Annotated in this window: 16 protein-coding genes; 4 read left to right on the forward strand and 12 right to left on the reverse strand. The window is 38.4% G+C overall.

The features are described 5' to 3' along the window. Positions 1-49 precede the first annotated feature (49 nt). The 7 genes from NST46_RS20340 to NST46_RS20370 all read right to left on the reverse strand — a co-directional run bounded on the left by NST46_RS20340 (position 50) and on the right by NST46_RS20370 (position 11895). Entirely contained in the window at positions 50-556 is a 507-nt protein-coding gene (locus NST46_RS20340) for a GDYXXLXY domain-containing protein (RefSeq protein WP_303448007.1), read from the reverse strand. A 2-nt stretch (positions 557-558) separates the two neighbouring features. After that, complete coding sequence (locus NST46_RS20345) at positions 559-1761, reverse strand: DUF2157 domain-containing protein (RefSeq protein ID WP_341137674.1); 1203 nt, start codon at positions 1759-1761, stop codon at positions 559-561. Between the two features lie 3 nt (positions 1762-1764). Next, a complete protein-coding gene (locus tag NST46_RS20350) occupies positions 1765-2946 on the reverse strand; it encodes a DUF418 domain-containing protein (protein ID WP_341137675.1) in 1182 nt (393 codons plus the stop codon). Positions 2947-3036: 90 nt separating this feature from the next. Beyond that, positions 3037-6759, reverse strand: a complete 3723-nt coding sequence (gene addA, locus NST46_RS20355) for a helicase-exonuclease AddAB subunit AddA (protein WP_341137676.1) — start codon at positions 6757-6759, stop codon at positions 3037-3039. 102 nt (positions 6760-6861) lie between these two features. Then, a complete protein-coding gene (gene addB / locus NST46_RS20360) occupies positions 6862-10329 on the reverse strand; it encodes a helicase-exonuclease AddAB subunit AddB (protein WP_303448011.1) in 3468 nt (1155 codons plus the stop codon). A 298-nt stretch (positions 10330-10627) separates the two neighbouring features. Beyond that, complete coding sequence (gene lepB, locus NST46_RS20365; RefSeq protein WP_095309586.1) at positions 10628-11185, reverse strand: signal peptidase I; 558 nt, start codon at positions 11183-11185, stop codon at positions 10628-10630. Positions 11186-11238: 53 nt separating this feature from the next. Further along, positions 11239-11895 (reverse strand): TVP38/TMEM64 family protein, encoded by a 657-nt coding sequence (locus NST46_RS20370; protein ID WP_095309588.1) that lies wholly within the window; start codon positions 11893-11895, stop codon positions 11239-11241. A 305-nt stretch (positions 11896-12200) separates the two neighbouring features. Between NST46_RS20370 and NST46_RS20375 the strand changes: the two genes are divergently transcribed. Beyond that, positions 12201-12590, forward strand: coding sequence for a hypothetical protein (locus tag NST46_RS20375; protein ID WP_118888730.1), 390 nt, complete (start codon positions 12201-12203; stop codon positions 12588-12590). Here NST46_RS20375 and NST46_RS20380 read toward each other — a convergent pair. From NST46_RS20380 to NST46_RS20390, 3 genes are all read right to left on the reverse strand, one after another. Then, on the reverse strand, positions 12538-13056 hold the full coding sequence (locus NST46_RS20380) for a competence protein ComK (protein WP_095309592.1): 519 nt from the start codon (positions 13054-13056) through the stop codon (positions 12538-12540). The two genes, NST46_RS20375 and NST46_RS20380, sit on opposite strands and share 53 nt — an antisense overlap. A gap of 273 nt (positions 13057-13329) precedes the next feature. Then, positions 13330-14325: a lipoate--protein ligase gene (locus tag NST46_RS20385; RefSeq protein WP_095309594.1), complete on the reverse strand. Its 996-nt coding sequence runs from the start codon at positions 14323-14325 to the stop codon at positions 13330-13332. 81 nt (positions 14326-14406) lie between these two features. After that, entirely contained in the window at positions 14407-15138 is a 732-nt protein-coding gene (locus NST46_RS20390; RefSeq protein WP_341137677.1) for an MBL fold metallo-hydrolase, read from the reverse strand. A 111-nt stretch (positions 15139-15249) separates the two neighbouring features. Here NST46_RS20390 and yhfH point away from each other — a divergent pair, with 111 nt between their 5' ends. From yhfH to NST46_RS20405, 3 genes are all read left to right on the forward strand, one after another. Continuing rightward, positions 15250-15381, forward strand: coding sequence for a protein YhfH (gene yhfH / locus NST46_RS20395; protein WP_095309598.1), 132 nt, complete (start codon positions 15250-15252; stop codon positions 15379-15381). Positions 15382-15603: 222 nt separating this feature from the next. After that, positions 15604-17415, forward strand: a complete 1812-nt coding sequence (gene pepF / locus NST46_RS20400) for an oligoendopeptidase F (protein ID WP_341137678.1) — start codon at positions 15604-15606, stop codon at positions 17413-17415. 357 nt (positions 17416-17772) lie between these two features. Beyond that, positions 17773-18411, forward strand: coding sequence for a GyrI-like domain-containing protein (locus tag NST46_RS20405; protein WP_341137679.1), 639 nt, complete (start codon positions 17773-17775; stop codon positions 18409-18411). A 245-nt stretch (positions 18412-18656) separates the two neighbouring features. On the opposite strand, the gene hemY is transcribed toward NST46_RS20405, so the two are convergent. Both hemY and hemH read right to left on the reverse strand, forming a co-directional pair. After that, positions 18657-20063 (reverse strand): protoporphyrinogen oxidase, encoded by a 1407-nt coding sequence (gene hemY / locus NST46_RS20410; RefSeq protein WP_341137680.1) that lies wholly within the window; start codon positions 20061-20063, stop codon positions 18657-18659. Then, on the reverse strand, positions 20063-20998 hold the full coding sequence (gene hemH, locus NST46_RS20415) for a ferrochelatase (RefSeq protein ID WP_303448019.1): 936 nt from the start codon (positions 20996-20998) through the stop codon (positions 20063-20065). The genes hemY and hemH overlap by 1 nt, the downstream gene beginning before the upstream one ends. Positions 20999-21138: the final 140 nt, after the last annotated feature.

The following is a 21138-nucleotide window of genomic DNA, read 5'->3' on the forward strand; positions in this document are numbered from 1 at the left end:
CAGAAATGTCGATACATCAACGTTTCTGTGATTTTATTTTCAAGCTATTTCAGTTTTCTATATCGGTCACCTTTTTTTGCCCCCATGGCGCAAGCTGTATGGTGATTATTGATCGGTCCCTGACTGAACGATTAAAGTCAAAATCAGGATGAAACGATTCAATTCCATAGGTGACATGATATTCTTTCTGCATATCATTGTAATACTGATATCTCCCTTGGAGAACGATCTGGTCCTGTTCAGCATCTATTTTCTGATCGTTTGCTTTCACAATATGAAAGACACCATCCGAATCAGATTCGAGCAAGACATATATCTTCGTATTATAATCTACTTCTTCTGCAATTTCCCAAGCATCCTCTGCTATAAAATTAATCTCATAATCAATATATGTCATATGCTGATTATAGCTTCCATACGTATCCGTCATTTCCTCATGCTTACTAAGCAATTGTACCGTACGTCCATAATCATCGATAAAATAATATTGTACGCCTAAGAGAAAAAGTATCGCAATTTGCAGCAAAAGCAGGAGATAGAATAAGAAACGTTTCATGCTTACTCGCCCCCCTTTTGCTTATCAACAATTGTACGACGCTGTTTCTCGATTAAAAAACTAATTAAAAATAATAGAATTCCTCCAATTAAAAAGAAAAGTGACTTATTCAACGCATCCCATGCAAATTGAATATACACCGTGAAAACACTGACTAAAAACGAGATCGTTCCAATTAAAATATACTCACTATTGTCCTGCTTATAGCCAATAAAGAGCCAGACAAGCGAAAATATAAATAGAACAATCAAACTCATACCATATGAAAATGGTATAAACGCGATTGGTAAGAATAAAACGAAGTCAATCAGCTGATAGCTTCGATTATCTATTATTTTTATAGCTATTGCTGCACCAAACAACACGAACCAAACTATTATAAAGCTCCATTGAAGGGTTAGATTATCCATGTAAAATTCGTCTTGGAGAATAAAAGTTTGGTACATCCCGAATATAAAAATGGCAAGTAAGCTGATTATTTTAAAGGGCTTCCGATAAACTTGTTCTCTAATCAAATCACCAGCAACATACAAAATTAAAAAGTACAAAATCAACCAATAATACTGCTGGGACGCTGCAAAAACAAGCGTTAATAATTGCACAACAAAGCTTATACTAAACAGGTAGCTGAATAAATAATTCCGATGGTGGTAGACAAAATGACCAAAACCGAGCAGTAATAGAAACAGCAGAACCCAGCTAAAAGCTGAATTAATACTCGCATTGTATAGTTGGCCTATCGTTGTTACTGCAATTGCAACTGAAAACAATAATTTATGCTCATATATAAAATAGACGCCAAGACCTACAACTGCCCATATGATAAAGGGCCAAGCAAATGTCACTTGAATGTTGTAAATATCAATAGCTAATAGCATTCCCGCCCCGAAAGCAATATAGCCAAGCACAATAAAGCTGATTGCTATTAAATCTGCACTTTTTCGGTAACGTATATCTCCTAATACATAGAGCACAGTTGTTACGCTTGCAAGGATAACAATCCTTGATAAATGCGGTTCCCGCGCCCAGTCAGACATAATAAATGTCAAAAATCCGAGTGCCATTAGTAAAATAGCAAATAGAAGGATAATTGAATTTGGTCCACTTTTAGAATAGCGTTCTATAATCTTATCGTATTGCTCGTCAGAAATAATACCTTCTTCCACCCATGCTTTCGCTTCTCGTTTTAGCTTTTGCCTATTCATCTGTCAACCCTCCAGCTTTCGTAATGGTTGTCGCTTTCCATAGGTTAAACTACGCCATAGCCACTCAAATGGTCCAAACCGAAATCGCCTTAACCACCAGTTGCTAAGAAAGATTTGACCAATAAAAACAACAAGCACCATTCCTACTCCAGCTAGCGGACGAATCGAACCATATAAACCAAAACCAATACCATAAAAAAGAATAAAGCAAATTATTGACTGCATGAGGTAGTTGGTTAATGCCATTCTTCCAACTGCCGCAAAGGGCTGGATGATTTTCTGTCCAATTTTTCGCTGCGCTATAAACGTTATTGATATAATATAAAATATGGCCGAAAATGTCCCGCCAACATTATCCTGAAGGTAGGATATCCAAAGTGGATTCCCAACGAGATACGGCCCAATTTTTAACCCTATAAAACCAATGAGTGACACCAGCCAAAGCTTTCTCAAAATGGTTTTATGCTTCTCTGGCTCATGCAGCCAGCGCTTTCTTGCGATATACATGCCGAATAAAAATAATGGGAGTAATACCATAATAAGAAAGAAGAACCCTATTCCGCCATTGGCGTTCATCCAATCATTGTAATTTTGCTCCCAAATCGTAATAAGGCTCTCGCTTTGATAACTTGTAATAGCTTGCGTAATAGCGAGTTGGTTTGACCCTCCTAAAGCACTTCGCGTTCCATATAAAGCAAATGATAATAAACCAACACTTCCACCTAAAAGAGCTGCTCCCCATGCAAGCAAGGATGTATTGCTAGCTTTTAGAAACAATAGTAATAGCAGACCAATAAGACCATAGGATAGTAAAATATCTCCGTGCCAAATAGCAAATGCATGGATTACTCCGAACCCTACTAATATCGTTAACCGTTTCGCCAAAAAGCGGCTTACACGAATATTTCGTTCAACTAGCCTATCCTTCAGCAATTGGATTCCAAAACCAAATAAAAGTGAAAACAGCGTATAAAAGCTTGCTTGAAAAAACATATCAATCAATGCTTGTGTATAGCGGTCAGCGGTAGAATTCCACACCGCAGTTGCACCACCATAGATAAAGTAAGGAGCCGAGAAAGCTCCAATATTTACAATGAATATACCGAAAATAGCAAAGCCTCGTGCAGCATCGATTGCTGCAAGCCGATTCTTCTCTTTAGTTGGTGCTGCATTTATATCCATCATCGATATCCTTTCAATTCCGGTTTCTATCTAAAAAAACTAGCATGTAGTGAGAATTATCCCCCACTACATGCAATTTCAAACCAATTGTGATTACACTTCGAGCAATAGATCCTTAGCAAAGAAATACAAATACGTTTCCTTCACTGGTTCTTTCCAGATCGTTTCTAATGCTGTTCGGTAAAGCTTCATTTGTGTTTCATATCGACTTACTAATTGTACCTTTACCTCTTCTGTAACATCTGCTGTAATCGCATCTGTTTTATAATCTAAAATAATCCAGCCATCATCACTTTGAATTACGCAATCAATCACACCCTGAATCAATACTTGCTCATCTGTCTCACTTTCCCAATTTGCATAAACCTTGCTTGCAGGCAACGTTAAACTAAACGGAATTTCACGAATGACCTGTGGACTTTCCATTATCCGTTCGGCAATTTCAGAATGGAAAAACTGCTCAATGGCTTCACTGTCAATAACAGAAGCTTCTACACGCGTCAATATTTCTTTATCAGCCAACATTTCCACTGTTTCCTCGATTTCCTTTTTCTTCAGTAGTTTACGTATTGGCAAATGCTGCATGACCGTATGCAAGGCTGTCCCTTTTTCTGCAGCTGTTACCTGTCTTTCCTGCTGCATGAAATTTGGACGCTTAATAATTGGCGCTCGGAAGGCTTGTACAAAGCGATCATCACTATATTCGTCCTTCATTTCCTGCTGACGCTTCAATTCTGTAACAGACTGCTTTGCACGTGACCTTGCCGCTTCGCTAAATGGATAATGATAAGATAAACGTTCATCAACAAATTTTTCTAATGTTTTATCCCCGATGTGTACAGGCTGCCATTCGTTAATCTTCTCTTTTAAATTCAAATCTGTTTCGACTGTTCTTTCTTCCAAATTTGTCAATTCACTAGCATGGATAATCGAAATATCCCACTTTGATGGATCTGCTTTGATTTCATCTAATACACCATTGCCGATTCCCTCTTCACGAAGCACCTCTGATTCTTGGTGACGGATGAGAGCTGGTCCAAACCAGTCCAAGTATGTTCTCGATTCCGCTCGGAAGTATGCTGGCAGTACCCAGTCTGGATGATTTTGTATTTTTTGCCATTTTTGCAGCTTTTTCTCAACAGATGCTACATTCCCAACCATTACTAATTTCTCCTTTGCTCTTGTCAAAGCTACGTAAAGCACTCGCATTTCCTCTGCAAGCAGCTCCCTTCGCATTTCCTCCTTAAAAGCATGATAAAATAGTGTCGGATAGGTGATGCGCTTGATTGGATCAATATACTTACTCGCTAACCCTAAATCTTTATGCAGTAAGTATTTTTGCATTAAATCCCGCTGATTAAACAGCTTGTCCATTGCACCAACAATAACAACCGGAAATTCCAGCCCTTTACTCTTATGAATCGTCATGATACGCACAACATCTTCTTGTTCACTAAGCGCCCGAGCTGACCCTAAATCATCGCCACGCTCTTCCATTCTTTCAATAAATCGGAGAAAACGGAATAGTCCTCGGAAGGAAGTTGTTTCATAGCCTCTTGCCCGATCATAAAGTGCCCTTAGATTCGCCTGACGCTGTCTTCCGCCTGGCATCCCACCAACAAAGTCATAGTAGCCTGTTTCCCGATAAATATCCCAAATCAACTCTGATAATGCACCTTGTCTGGACGCTAAGCGAAATTGTTCAAGCTGTTCTAAGAACCGATTTAATTTCGTGGTCGTTTCATTTGTTTGCTGTTTTGAATAGGTAAGGACAGCTTCGTAAAAAGAATCCTGTTTTGCTGCTAGACGTATTGCAGCAAGCTCATCCTCATTTAAACCAACTATCGGTGATTTTAAAACTGAAGCGAGTGGAATATCCTGCCTTGGATTATCAATCGCCTTCAACAGACTAAGCATTACCTTTACTTCAATCGCTTCAAAATAACCTGTTGAAAGCTCTGCATAGACTGGAATTCCTTGCTTTTTCAGCTCATCTACAATTGTTGGTGCCCATGTCATCGAGCGCATTAAAATCACGATGTCACGGTATTGCAGATCTCGTTGTGATTGGGTCGCTTTATCAACAACCTGCATTGGCTTAGTGCCTTCTTTTGTACCAATCCAAGTTTTAATTTTTTCTGCATACGCTCTTGCCTCTAACTGCGCCTTTTCTAAATCCTGAAAATCTTCTTCTTCATCTGATACCTCGGCATGCTCTTCCCCTGTTTCCCGATCAATTAACAGCAGCTCGGGAAAAGGTTTATCAAACGGCATATCCTCATACATTTTATTTCCATAGATCAGCTCAGCATCCTGATCATAATCAATCTCACCAAGCTCTTCATTTAAAATTTGTCTAAATATATAGTTCGCACCAATTAAAACCTGTTCCCTGCTGCGGAAATTACTTGCCAAATCAATTCGTTTTGCTTGCTCTTCTTCTCGTGCAAATCGCTTATACTTTTCGATAAAAAGGGATGGTTCTGCATGGCGGAACCGATAAATACTTTGTTTCACATCCCCTACCATAAACATGTTTCCATCCTCTGAGCGATCGCTAATCAATGTCAAAATCGTTTCCTGAACAAGGTTTGTATCTTGATACTCATCAACTAGAACCTCGCTGAACTGCTTTTGAAACCCGATCGCTACGTTTGATGGAATGATGTTATCTGCTGTCGATGCCTCGCTGGCAAGCAGCTGCAAGCAATAATGCTCTAAATCCGAGAAGTCCACCAATGCTTTCTCACGCTTCAGTTCAGTAAATCGGTTTTTAAATTGTTTTACGAGCTCTGTCAACTGTTTAATTACTGGTGCAAGCTCACGCATATCCTCGATATGACTGGATAAATTCCGCCTGAACCATTCGCTGTTCATATCGTCCCAGCGTTTCTTGTAGCTTTTTCTTAGCTGTTTCACTTTTTCCTTCTTTTGCTCATTACAGTCAGCTTTTTTCCCCGAAAGCCTGCCGAAGGACTTCGATGACATGAACTGCTGCAATTCATCCCATGAATCAACCAAATTCATTGCTTCATGCAACAACGCAATTTCCGTATCAATCGTATCCGCATAATGGTATGGTCCATCATTTTCCCGGGTTATGCTTAAAGCAAGCTCCATTTCTTGACGGATTGCTTCAAACTGGTTGTTCACTTCCCGTTTTATTATCGTTAACCAAGCTAAATCCTCCTCTTTCCAATCCTCCGGAATATGATAGGATTCAGCTAACTTATCTAGCCATTTTTCTGGCCATGGATTCTGTGTTGCAAATGTGTATAAATCCAGGATTAAATTTTCCACTTCAAGGTCGCTTCGATCATTAGAAAAACGGTCGACAACCGCGAAAAACGCTTGTTGTTCCCCCGGTTCAGCCCCATACCATTCTTCAAATAAATCCTCCAAAACTTCCTGCTTGATAAGATCCCCTTCCATATCATCGGCAATTCGAAAAGATGGATCCATATCAATCAAATACGCATATTTTCGAACGACATCAAGGCAAAAGGAGTGCAAGGTGGAAATGGAAGCACGCTGCAATAAGGAAAGCTGTTTCTTTAAATGCATGGATGTCGGATTTTCTGCTAATGCTTTTTCAAGTGCAATTCCGACCCGATTACGCATCTCCTGTGCCGCAGCATTCGTAAATGTCACGACAAGCAAAGAGTCGATATCAACTGGATTGCTAGTAGATAACAGCTTTTTAATAATCCGTTCAACGAGTACGGCTGTTTTTCCAGAACCCGCTGCTGCGGCTACGAGAATATCGCTTCCGGCAGTATAAATCGCCTCTTCCTGTTCCTTTGTCCAATTAACCATATGTTTACTCCTCTCTTAGTTTTTTAGAAAACTTTGTATGCACCAAGCCTTTCGATGAAATCTAAAGTTGCACTTATGCAAATTGGTAAGTATTATACTTACTTATTTGCCCAGAATATCCTGTTCTTTTATCTCTTTAAGCTTCCGGTAATTATTCTCTCGTAATTCTGGATCAAATTGACAAACCGAATGAAACGGACAAAATGTACATGCAATCTGCTCTTTATGCTGGTATGGATTTAAATCCACGCCACCAGATGTCATATCAAGCCCTGCGTTTCGCATTAATTGATGAATATGATGTTGTAAGCTGGAAAACGTTTCTTGATCCGCAATTTTGGAATAACCATAAAACCCGCCACTCTTTTTAATACCAGCAGGTACAATTTGACTGGATCCTGACTCCAGTGACTTGTCCATCATTTTGACAATCTCTTCATCAGATAAAAGCAAGCCTTGCATTTTATATTTTTTAAAGATTTCTTCACTAATTTGATCATCATTCATTTTTTGTTTACTTGAAATCATTGGATTATGGACATGGAAATAAAGAACACCTGCTGGGCTCGCTTTCGTGCCAAGCCACTGTTCCGAATGCGTTAAGACGACATCTAAATAAGCAAGCATCTGTAATGCAATACCATAATAAACCTCCATTAGATTTAAGCCTTTCGCACTTGATTTATAATCAATAATTCTCAAATATAGATTATCTTCATTCAAAGCCTTATCGACACGGTCAATTCTTCCGCGAAGCAAAAGCTCATATCCATTCGACAATTGCATTTTTAATGGCGGAAGCTTTTCCTTGTCACCAAAGCCAAGCTCTAATCCAACTGGCGAGAAATTACTCTGTCTTGCTTGTTCACTTAGAATATAGGTGGCTCTCGCGATAACCTCCTGCAGCTTTTGCTGAATATATTTATATCGATTCGAGCTGTGAAGAATTTGATGCTGTAAAATAGGAGCAAGATTAAATACAGCCTTCCCGGCATAGCCATCTGCATCTTTTTTCGTTAGCTGTGCAAAGTCTTTTCCTTCACCTTGAATCCAATCGGTAATGATTTTTAACGCTTCATGGAAAAGCTGACCAATATCTGGCGCATCTAATTTATACGTCCTTCGTTCATCTAGCTTCAAGCTATATTTCGCAAAATGCTGATACGAGCATCTGTAATATGTCTCCAGTCTGCTTACACTTGCCTTCACTTGTTTCGGATAAAGCTCTTCCACTGTATCCTTCGCTAGATTGCTAGGTTTATTTTCATAATATAAGCTTTGTAATATCTTATAGGTTGTACTATATTTTGGCTGGTGTTCCACATACCAGTTATACACTTCCCACCAGACAGGCTGTATTGGATAGCCTTTTTGGCTTCTTGCCAATTGTGCTGTCAATGCCGATCTTGTTTTTACTGGTGCCGTGATAAAGCGTTCTGCTTCTGCTAATTCATCCGGATCCTGCAGTAATAAATGATTACAGCAAGACGGGAATAAATCTTCAATACGCTTAATAAGCTGCGATGGCATTTTGGCCTTCCCTTCCTCATCACTCAATGGATAACTAATCATCAGCCTGTCTTGTGCAGCTGTAAACGCAATATACATATAAAACCAATCATCTAATAATTGACGCTTTCCGCTTTCCGCTAGCTTCATACCATTTTCTGCTAAAAGTGCTCTTTCTTCTTCATTAATCATGCTATCAGCTGGCGGCTTCAATGGCCAAATTCCATCGTTTACACCGAGAAGAAATGCACATTGCACCCCACTAAGCCGTGAACGATCAACTGTCCCGACAATAACATGATCCATGCTTGGAGGTACATGGGCAAATTTTAGCGTTTCAAATCCAGCATCAAGCGTTGCCCGGAAAGTTGCCAATTTCATCGGTTCATCTCCAGCCATTTCCACCATCTCATCAAATAACTGAATCACCGCTGCCCAGACCTGTTCCTGCTCTCTTCCTTTTTCGATTTTGCCATGCTCATCATAATAAGTTCGCATTTCTTCCAGGCGCTCCGGAACACCAAGCTTTTCTAGTAGCAAATAGGTTATTTCAGATAATTCTCTTACAGTAGCCGCTTTTCTTATCTGTTCATCAAATGGCTGTAATGCCTTTACAATTTGCGCTCGGTATGCATTAATCCTCTCCTGGGTTTGTTTTTCCATATCGGTTTGCACATTATTGTCAAAACCGCGGAACCTTTGAAACTTCCATTCCTCATCACTAAACCAACGTTCTCGTGAACGAATTCCATATTCTAATACGTAATTCTCTAACTCATCAATTGCATCATTTGTTAAAGGAAATTTTTGGTTTGATACTGGAATAAACCCTGTTTTTAACACACGGAAAACAGCATCATATCGCCAGTTTCCTTCGACGATATCAAGCATGGAACGAATAAATTCTATCAATGCATGGTTCAGCATCGTTCTTTTTTCATCGATAAATACCGGGATATCATGGTCATCGAAAATTGTTTGAATTAAATCGTGATAAACATCTGTTTGCCTAATAAAAATAGCAATATCTTGAAAGCGATACTTCTCCTCTCGAACAAGGCGCAATATTTCCTGTGCAACCCCTTCTACCTCCGCGCGCGGGTGTACCGCTTCAGCTATTTGAATTGGCACTTCACCATGGAATTCAGGTGACGGCCTGACATCAAAATTTTGTTCTAAATGTGCAAAATACGGTCTATCCTTGAATCTGCCATTAGCTGGATGCATAACGATTGTTTCATCAACCATCACGTAATTCTCATATGCGATTTGCTTTAGGATATGATACGTTTCCGATGTTTGATGAAACAGGTCAAGCTCAGAAATCGTATCATTCGGATTATCAACTGCAAGTGTAATCGTAACCGAGTGACATTGCTTCATTAGGGCTTCAACAACAACAAGCTCATTTGGCGTAAAGCTGTGAAATCCATCAATATAAATTTCTGCATCTTTTAAAATCGATGATTCTCCTATTTTCTCGGCTAATAGCTGTAATTGATCTTCTCCGTCCATGTAATGATCCTTTAATGCCGCAATAAGTTTTTCATAAATATATACTAAATCATCAAGCTTATTCACCAAAGCTACTTCACCAGGTTCTTTATGTACAAACTGGTTCATATGCTCCATTTGCATGTGTAAAATCTCTGGTGTTACTTGGTATCTCTTAAATTCCGTTATCATTTGCTCCAATTGATTCAGGAAGCCTTGTTTTTCCATTGCTTTTTGAAAAACCTGCCATTCTCCCTGCTTCTCTTCAATTATTTTGCGAAGCATCATTTGCAGTCCAATTGAGCTTATAAATTGTCTTGTACCTCCCCCCGTCTCTTGCAATATCCGCCATGCAAGTCGGGAAAAGCTTACTACCTGTGCACGTATGCTTCCTTTTATATGTTCATCATTAAACAATGCAAATTCCTGCTGAAATGTCATTTGGTCTGGAACGACATAAAATATTGGAGAACCTTGAGGATTTGCTAACAGTTTCTCTTTGATTTCATCTAATGTTCTTCCGCTTTTCCCCGTACCAGATCTTCCCATGATAAATCGTAATCCCATTGGTGTTAGCCCTCCTTAAACTATAAAAGATTGTTGCTTTTTGACACAATAAATATAAAACTTCGAACTAACGTGTAATGTTTGTGCGTATACTCGCTCCGGAACGCTTTCCGCGGGTGACCCGAAGCGATCCCGGACGGCGATTATTGCACGTACTGGAAGAAAACAGCCGAGAAGTTAGTTCGCAGTTTCTTCCAACTACGAAGCTTATGAAGCAACAAATTTCACAAAAACAGTCAAATAATAAATAGAGCTCCTACCTATTTTACCAAAAGTAGAAGCTCCAATATAGCTATAACTATTTACCAAAACTAAGCTTTGTCTGGGAGAGTGGCCAGTATTTAATATCTACCTTACCAACAAGCTGATCCATTGATATAAATCCAAATGCTCGGCTGTCATAACTGTCACCACGATTGTCTCCCATAACAAATAACTGATCTTCGGGAACAACTTTGTCTCCTGTTATTTCAGTAAGTGTAAAATTCTTTGTATATGGATGATTGTCACTCGCCTGTACATAACCATCTACTTGCAAGAATTTCTCTGGAACGTATTCACCATTAATGTACAGCTTATCGTTCGTATACTCAATCTCATCACCTGGCAAGCCAATGACTCGCTTCACATAATCATCTTCTTCATTCGCATGAAATACAATCACATCAAAACGACCTACATCTCTTATATTATATACAACTTTATTTACAATTAATAAATTTCCATCATATAACGTCGGCTGCATTGATTCACCATCAACAACATAACTTGCAAAGATGCTTGATCTGAGAATTACCGCAAATATAACTACAAGTATGACCAAAGGAACGAGTCTGCGATAATTAATTTTTTTCATCTTCATCTTCCTCCAGGATATTATATTCTTATCATACCCTAGAGGAAGCCCTTTTAATCTTTCTTCCTATCTTGACGAGCCTTATCCATAGCTTTTTTTTGTAATTTTTGCTCTAGATATTTTCCTAACATCCAAAAAAGGAAAATACCAATACCAACAACAATTGTTCGAACTGGATTTTTTGCGAATTCCATAATGCTGGAACCAACATAGGATATCGAGAAAATCATAACTGCTTTCCCTAGAAAAACAGCAAGAATAAATTGATGGGTACTAACTTTAGACAGCCCTGCGACAACATTAATAATAGCGGATGGCGAAAACGGAAAACAAAGCAGAAGAAACAGCGGGCCAAATCCATGTCTTTCCACCCATGCTGTAATCCTCTTTACTTGATTGTTTTTACGAATTTTTACAAACAGTTTTGTGTTTCCAAGCCTTCTGATAACAACAAATACAACGATTGCTCCACTACTGGCACCAATCCAGGAAAACAAAAATCCTTCCAGCAATCCATATGCCGCCGCATTACCCAGTACAAAAACGATTAACGGTAAGAAAGGCAAGAAAGCTTCTATAAATGGTAATATTATCCCTGGTAATGGCCCTAGTCCTTCATACTGTTCCAATAATTGCTCTATAAAATTTTCTAGTCCTTCCGTTTCAAGAACGTTTTTCCAATTAGAAAAAGTGATGTTTGACAAGTACATGTAGTCTAATTCCCCTCGTTAACAAAAGCAATTTTCGATTATAAAGCTGGGTGTTTAAAAAGTCCGATGATAGTGACACATTGAATTTTCCGGTTCTTTTCATTCACCTTTTTACTTTTACCTATAAATACAATTATCTCATTATATATTCTAAAGTAAACAATGAAAAATGCATAATTTAAAATTAGCTATTTGGCCACTTTCTTTTTATTACGCAAGTATTCTTATTTTGGTAGTGTAATTGCTTAAACTTTAGCATATAATAATAACAGAACTTATGTTCTTGTTTTAAAGGAGGTATCGAAATGCGCTATCTTTCAGATGAGGAATTAGAACTAGGCACGCGCTTTCTTTTTTTATCAATGGCAATAGTTGTCATCAGACAGGACATGGATCATATTCAACGTGGCGCCTTCAAAATAAAGGAGCCTTATATGAAACTTTTAACGAAGATGGAAGAAAAGGCAACCAATGAAAGAAGGGAACTACGTGCAGCAATGAAGCAGAAGAGAATGCAGGTAATTACATTAAATAAAAATGACTCGTTTTCTTCGTTCCTTTTTATTTGTCAAAATCGGGAAGAAAAGCGAAATTATTTCAACCCTGCAATTCGTAAAAAAGTGGAAGCTATTCTAGATGAACTCATTGGGAAGGATCTCCTACCGCACCAGTCTGATACTGCTGAAAGAGCCTAATTCGATGATCCAGCAAGTAGCGAAATTGAGCAGTGCGCTGTAATTGATTCATGATGGAACCATACGATGTAGCAATGATAATCTTTCTGCCATTTGTAAACTGAATTTCAGTATGTCTATCAGCAGCTTTTCTTATTTTATCTATATACGAATGCGCAATCCAAGAACATCTTCGATTGCTAGGTGAAGTAGTTGGGAAAAAGTACATTCCACTTGAAGGGTCGATGGAGATTGGTGCTTTATGGGTAATTCCGCTAATGTCTCTTGTTCCGTCCTGCCTGCCTTTTAGACTACTACCGAAAAAACGGCATGCGTTGTCAATGATTTTTGTGGGGGAGTGATCAACCACATATTCTGCATCCTCCTCTATTACACGTGTAACTGCATCACCATTTACGTCACGCAAAGATAAGATTGCCATTGTAACAGGAGTTATTTCATGAGAGGTAAAATAATAATTTTCCATTAATTGATTCTTCCTTTCTAAAAAATAAAAAGAAAGTGGCTCAAGGACTAATTTACCATATTTGTGTAAATAATGGTAGTGAAAAACCAAATATTGAGAAAAATTAACTTGGGATATAACAAAAGCACGGAGCGCCGGGTGCTGAAGTTGGATGTGGCTGTTTAGGCAGCTACGTTATCCACAGCTTTCATTTTTTATAGTGGCCTGACATTAAAAATTAAAAAATCCACCCCATACTTTCAATCAACGGGGAGGATTTTTTATGTTTTTTAATTAATAGAGTAAATTAATAAAATCTTCTTTGGAAATTCTGCCGAGGTAGTGCGATACATTGAAATCTTCTAATGCAGCTTCAATCGCTCTTCGTTCATGACGAATACCTTTTAGCTTATCTTCAAGCTCTGTCACACTTCCGACTCCAAAGAAATCACCATAAATCTTACAATTTTCAATGATTCCTTTTTTAACATCTAACCGGACATCTACAAGACCTGCATCAAACTTATACGTTTCCTGAACATTAAATGCCGGAGACTTCCCATAGTTCCATTCCCATTGCTGATAACGGTTTTTAGAGATTTCGTGAATCTTCTCCCAATCTTCTTCTGTCAATACATACTGTGGGACATCTTTTATATCCTCTACATCAAAAACATTTTTCAAGATGATTTCTTTGAATTGACCCATCGTAATCGGCTCGTCAAGATACTCTGCAACATTCGCGACTCGACTTCGAATAGATTTAATTCCTTTTGATTCAATTTTTATCTTTTTAACTTTCAATGCTTTTGTGAGTTCTTCCAGCTCAGAGTCCAGCATTAAGGTCCCATGACTGAACATACGTCCCTTTGTCGAAAACATCGCATTACCGGAAATTTTACGACCCTCTACTGCTAAATCGTTCCGCCCTTGCATTTCTGCTGGAACACCTAGTTTATTCAGCGCATCAACCATTGGTTTTGTAAATTTAGCAAAATTTTGAAAGCTGTTGCCATCATCTTTTGTTATAAAGCTGAAGTTAAGATTTTGTTCATCGTGGTAAACAGCTCCCCCACCTGAAAGACGACGTACAACTTTAATTTCTTTATCATCGACGTAGTCCGTATTGATTTCTTCAATCGTATTTTGATTTCTTCCAATAATAATAGACGGTTTATTCACATAGAATAATAGGTATGTATCCTTTTCACCAAAATTCTCAAGGACATATTCTTCAATAGCCAAGTTAACCATTGGATCTGTAATTCCTTTATTATCAATAAATTTCATTTATCGTTACCTCCTTCATTACCTCTACCATTAATTTTAAGCCAAAGGACCCAAGTAATCAATGGATATTGCTTATCACAATTAGCCTTTCCAGATTGTTCCTTCTTCTGCTAACCGTACATTTCCCTTATAATGGTTTTTCGCTTCTATCACTAATTGGTGAATATCGCCATATTGCGGTAAGTGACTAAGCATTAAGGTGTCTACTCCTGCAGCCTTCGCAATTTTTGCACCTTCCTCACTATTCATATGCCCTGCTTTTGTCCCGTCTTGTCCAGCATAATAATTACAATCAACAATCAATAGATCCGCGCCTTGTGCAAAATCCTTCCATTCTGATTTATAGCTTGTGTCTGCTGTATAGACAATAACATTTTCACCGTCAGTTATTCGCATACCGTAACATGTAACTGGGTGAACCGTTTCAAAAAACTGAATCGTAAAGGGTCCAAGTTTCAGTTCTTCTTTTGGATTGTATGGCATACCTTTTGTATAGTCATGTGTTAAAGCTTGAAAGCTAGCTTGATCTGCTGTATGCCCATAAATCGGCAAGCGTTTATTTGCACCTTTAACGTAGTATTCAATTAACTTTGCATACTGAAGCACACCAACATCAGCAATATGATCATGATGATAATGCGAAATGATAACCGCGTCGAGATCGGCAACTGCTTTGTATTTTTGTAATTTCGACATTGCCCCACTCCCAACATCGATCAACAGTGAAAAACCCTCTTTTTCAAGTAAATAAGATGAGGTTGCACCATCCCTTGCTGGGTACCCACCCCAGCAACCAATAACCGTTAATTTCATAAAAAAACACTCCTGTTATAAAATTTGTTGTAACACAGCATTGACAAATAACATATTGTTATATTACAATGAATCTAACATCAAATACGTTAACATTAAAGGAGGATACACATGACTAGTATTGTTGAGTTTTTCAGAAACCTGCCTAAAAAGAAGTGCAAGCAATGCGGTGAAGATATGATTCACGAGAAAGCTGACTGCTATGGTAATATCTGTGATGAGTGTGATCACCCAGCAAGATAACTGCAATACGTCAATAATTTTGTTAATGTGTATAACCTAAATAAATCAGTTTAAATCATCTGTACTACAACAATATTCTTTTTCTTACAGCTATTATTATAGCTGTATTTTTTTTGTAAGCACAGAAAATACTCAAAATATTTTAGAAGGTTCTATTAATAGCTATCAATTTATATTATAATTTATTTAGAGATACGAAACATTTAGTAAAGGAGATTAATAATGGCAATTCATACAATAACTAAAAATCGTTCGGACATACCGGAAGAACAGAAATGGGATTTAAAAGACTTATTCCCTTCTCATACCGCTTGGAATGAGGAGCTTGCGAAATTACAAAAAGACGTTACAGAAATTACAGCCTATAAAGGCAAGTTAGGCTCTGATTCCAATACGTTATTACAAGCTTTGCAGGCATTGGAAGCATTCCAGCAAAAACTTACGCGTGTTTCGGTTTATGCAATGCTTCGTTCAAGTGCAGATGGATCAGATCCCGATAACCAGCGAGACTCCGCGAAAGTAGCAGCTGCAACTGCTTCTATTCAAGCAAAACTAGCTTTTTTTCAATCCGAATTATTGACGCTTTCGGATGCTACGATTAATCAATTTCTTAGGGAACAGTCTGAACTGACAACCTATAAAAAAATGCTAGATGATTTAATGGAAGCAAAGCCTTATACCCTTGCTCCAGAGATAGAAGAGACACTAGCTGCACTAAGCGAAGTACATAATGCGCCATATATGATTTATCAGCGCAGCAAAGCTGCTGATATGCAATTCGACCCGATTAAGAATGAGGATAATGTCGAGTTACCTATGTCTGCAGCTCTTTATGAAGATCGTTATGAATTTACAGCTGATACGAATACGCGTCGAGCAGCATACAAGTCTTTTACGAAAACATTAGATCAATATAAGAATACGTTTGCTGCCACCTATGCAACAGAAGTGACAAAACAGGTTACGATGGCTAAACTTCGTGGCTACAAGTCTGTAACGGATATGCTGTTAGCACCACAGCAAGTAACTGAAGAAATGTATCATAACCAATTAGATGTAATTCAACAGGAACTGGCACCACATATGCGCCGGTTTGCTAAATTAAAAAAAGAAAAGCTCAAGCTTGATGAAATGCAGTACTGCGATCTAAAAGCGCCGCTTGACCCAGAATTTAACCCAAAAACAACCTATGAAGATGCAGCGGCAACGATTATTGAAGCATTGCAGGTAATGGGACCTGAATACACAGCGATTATGAAAGAGGGAATTTCTAATCGCTGGATTGATCGATCCGATAATGCCGGTAAAGCAAATGGAGCATTTTGTTCCAGTCCATATGGTGTTCATCCATATATCTTAATTACATGGACAGATACAATGCGAGGCGCTTTCGTATTAGCACATGAGCTTGGTCATGCAGGTCATTTTTATCTCGCTGGAAAGAATCAATCCCTTGTCAATACACGTCCATCTACTTATTTCATTGAAGCACCATCCACTTTAAATGAGCTGCTATTAGCAGAACATTTGATGAAAAACAATGACGACAAGCGGATGAAACGTTGGGTGATTACCCAATTGCTAGGAACATATTATCATAACTTTGTTACACATCTGCTAGAGGGAGAATATCAACGCCGTGTTTATACGTTAGCTGAGCAAGGTGTTCCGCTTACAGCAAATGTACTTTGCAAGGAGAAGAAAGAAACACTCGAAGCCTTCTGGGGTAAAGAGGTTGTATTTGATGAAGGTGCTGGCTTAACTTGGATGCGCCAACCACATTATTATATGGGGCTTTATCCATACACCTATTCAGCTGGTTTAACTGTTTCCACGGCAGTAGCAGAAAAAATTAAAACGGAAGGTAAACCTGCTATTGACAGTTGGTTAGATGTATTAAGAGCCGGTGGAACAAAAAAGCCACTCGAACTAATTAAACAAGCTGGTGTTGATATGTCAAATCCTGATGCTATTCACGTTGCCGTTAACTATGTAGGATCACTCGTTGATGAATTGGAGAAAACCTACGAATGATGTTTGCGACCTGCAGGAAGCAAAATAAGAGTTAAACAATGAAATAACGCTACCTTAACGATTAAGGATGGGACTGGGACATAACAAAAGTGTTTAATGTTAAAAACGAACGATGCATAAGCTTAGCGAGGAAATATACGTAGACTCCAGCGGGAGGTAAGGCATAGGTGAGACACCGTAGTGCAATAGCACAAGGGGCTCACCATCCGCCTTTGGATGCGCGAATTATATTTCCGGATCGAGTTATTTGCACCAATCATGTTCGGTTTTTATTTCATAAAAATACTTTTGTCTCAGTCTCATCCCTTTTATAATTTAGAAGGTAAAAATTCAGCCATTAATAAAGGATGATAATAAATGAAATATGAGTGGAGAAAAAAAGAAAAGAATTTATATATACCGAAACAACAACCCGAATTAGTCACCGTTCCAGAACAGCATTATTTTATGATTCAGGGAAATGGGAATCCGAATGACGAGGAATTTTCCAATAGAATAAATGTCCTTTATTCGTTAGCATATGCTGTGCGGATGATGCCAAAACAAGGACATACTCCTGAAGGATATTTTGAGTATACGGTCTATCCATTAGAAGGAATATGGGATTTGACGGAGAAAGGCAGACAACTAGATACCCTGGATAAGGATGAATTGCTATACACCATTATGATTAAACAACCTACATTTGTAACTGAAGAAGTAGTGGAGAGAGCATTTGAATATGTACGAAAGAAGAAAGCACATCCTTTGCTAGATGACGTGACTTTCGATTCAATGGAAGAGGGTTTGTCTGTACAAATGCTTCACGTCGGACCATATGATGATGAACCAAAAACATTTCAGAAGATGGATGAATTTATAGCTAGCAATCAGCTTGAGAGAATGTCTTTAACACATAAAGAAATTTACCTATCCGATTTTCGAAAAGTTGAAGCATCCAAGCTTAAAACCGTTCTTCGTTACAAGGTAAAACGGAAAATAGAATCGTTTGAGTAGATGATCCAACTAATTGCAGACCATCTACTTTTTTGTGTTTCCCCGGATTAAATTGCTCGATTCTCACCTGTAATGTCGAATAACAGCCAAATTCTCTTATATATCAGCTAATTTAGTGTGAACATCAGCATTTTTCACCCAAATATCAGCCTTTTCACAGTAATTATCAGCTTTTCCCAAGGGGTGCATTTTCCTAAGCAAATAAATAAGCTCCAGATCAACAATCGTCTAGAGCTTACATACCATTATTTATTTAAAAATCCGAGTACCTCTTCAGCACTCTTGCGTCCATGTCCAATGCAATCTGGGATTCCGACGCCATCATAAGAGCTTCCTGTTAAAAATAAACCAGGCAATTCACTTGCTGCATTTGCACGGATATCTGCCACAAGCTCTATATGTCCGACATGATATTGTGGCCTTGCATGTTTAAAGCGTGTAATAATGCTGAATTCGGGCCTTGCTTTTATTTTCATCGTTTTATTCAAATCACGTAAAACGATGTCTGTAATTTCTTCATCTGATAAATTGACAATATCTTGATCATCGGGTTTTCCAACATAGCATCGGAATAAAGCTTTCCCTTCCGGAGTTGTATTTGGCCATTTGCGATGGGTCCACGTACAAGCCGTGATTCGATATTTTTCACTCCGACTAACAAGAAAACCAGTACCATCGATATCTTTTTTTATTTGTGACTGATCGAACGCAAGAACAACATTTGCAGTTGATGTTGCTGGAATATCATATAAGTTTTTAAGGAAATCATATTGTGAAAGCATCTTTGGAACTTTATTATGTGGCGCAGTCATAATAATCGCATCTGCTCGATACACTTCTCCATTGCTTAATAACAAATGGTAGCCATGTTCCTTCTTCTCTATATGATCAACAGCAGTCTGCGTACGTACCGTTCCATCAGTTAATTTTCCTTCAAGTCGATCGATTAATGTCTCGAGTCCATTTTCAAAAGAAAAAAACATTCCTTGCGATTTTTTCTCTTTTGCTTTTTTTGCTGGCTTTGGCATTGTTTTTTGTAAACCTTTGATTAAGCTGCCATGTTCCTGCTCCAATCGATGAAACATCGGATATGTCGCTTGTAAGCTCATTTGATCAATATCACCAGAATGAATTCCTGAAAGCAGCGGATCAATCTGATAATCAACAAGCTCGTCTCCAAAGCGACGACGCATTAATGCACCAACCGATTGATCACCTGTTTCCTTGCTTTTTGGTAGTACCATATCCCAAAGCGCTCTTAGCTTGCCTTTACGTGAAAACACATTGGATGCGAGCAAAGGCTTTATTTCTTTTGGCACTCCCATAAAAGCACCTTTAGACATTTTATGTAATTTATTTTTCACTAAAATATAGGATTGTCCTGTACCATTGTAAACAATCTCGTCTTCCAGACCTAGTTCTTGTACAAGATTCATTGCTTCTGGTTTTCTTGCTAACAAAGAATCTGGACCGCGTTCGATCGTAAAACCATCCCTTTTAATTGTATGGATTCGACCTCCAAGACGTTCAGTGGCTTCAACCAATTTTACATCAACAGCTAATTGGTTTTCACGAATTTGTTTTTGCAAATAGTAAGCGGCGGATAAACCAGTTATACCGCCACCTACAATCACAATCTTCTTACGTTCCATCACACTTCACTCTTTACTTTGCTTAATACTACTTTTACTAGTGAATCAATGAAGTCAGGATGAACATTCGGCATGTCTGGACGATAATAGGATACACCTAATTCATCACACACTACTTTACATTCATAATCATTGTCGTATAATACTTCCAAATGATCTGCGATAAACCCAACTGGCGCATAGACAAAAGCTTGGTAGCCTTCCTGATTATATAGATTTCGTGTAAGATCCTGAACATCAGGTCCTAACCAAGGATCTGGCGTATTTCCTTCACTTTGCCAGCCTACTGCATAATTTTTAATCCCAGCACCTTCAACAATTAAATCCGCTGTTTCTTGCAACTGCTCAGGGTATGGATCACCATTTTGTAAAATCTTCTCTGGCAAGCTATGTGCAGATACGATGAGCACCGCTTTTTCACGTTCTGTCTCAGTCATTTCATTGTAAATCTTTTTAACTCCATCCACCCAGAACTGGATAAATCCAGGCTCTTTATACCAGCTTTCAACAGCTTCAATGGAAATACCATGCTTTTCTGCTTCATTCGCTGCACGATCATTATAAGATTTCACGCTAAACGTTGAATAGTGTGGAGCCAGTACAATAGAAACAGCCTCCTTGATCCCATCCTTTGCCATCTCTTGTACTGCGTCTTCTATAAAAGGGGAAATATGCTTTAATCCAATATACGCTTTAAACTCATATTCATTTTGCGATTCATTTAATCCCTTTTCAATTGCATATGCTTGTTCTTCGGTAATCTTTGCTAATGGAGAAGTTCCGCCAATTGCCTTGTAGCGATCTTTCAGATCCTGAAGCGCTTCAGGATCTGGCTTTCTTCCATGGCGAATATGTGTGTAATACGGTTCAATTTCTTCTTCTTTCGTTGGTGTACCATATGCCATTACTAATAATCCCATTTTTTTCTTTTCCATTTTTATTGCACCTCTTTGTGAAAATTTAAAGTGTGAGTTCAAAAGGAGGATGAAAAGGTCCGTGGACGGCTAAGCTCGCAACGTCCTGTGTGTCGAAGTTCGAGACGGTGTGGCTTTGAGCAGACGCACTTGCACGCAGG

It is taken from the genome of Oceanobacillus sp. FSL W7-1309 (assembly GCF_038002145.1).
Lineage (GTDB): Bacteria > Bacillota > Bacilli > Bacillales > Amphibacillaceae > Oceanobacillus > Oceanobacillus profundus.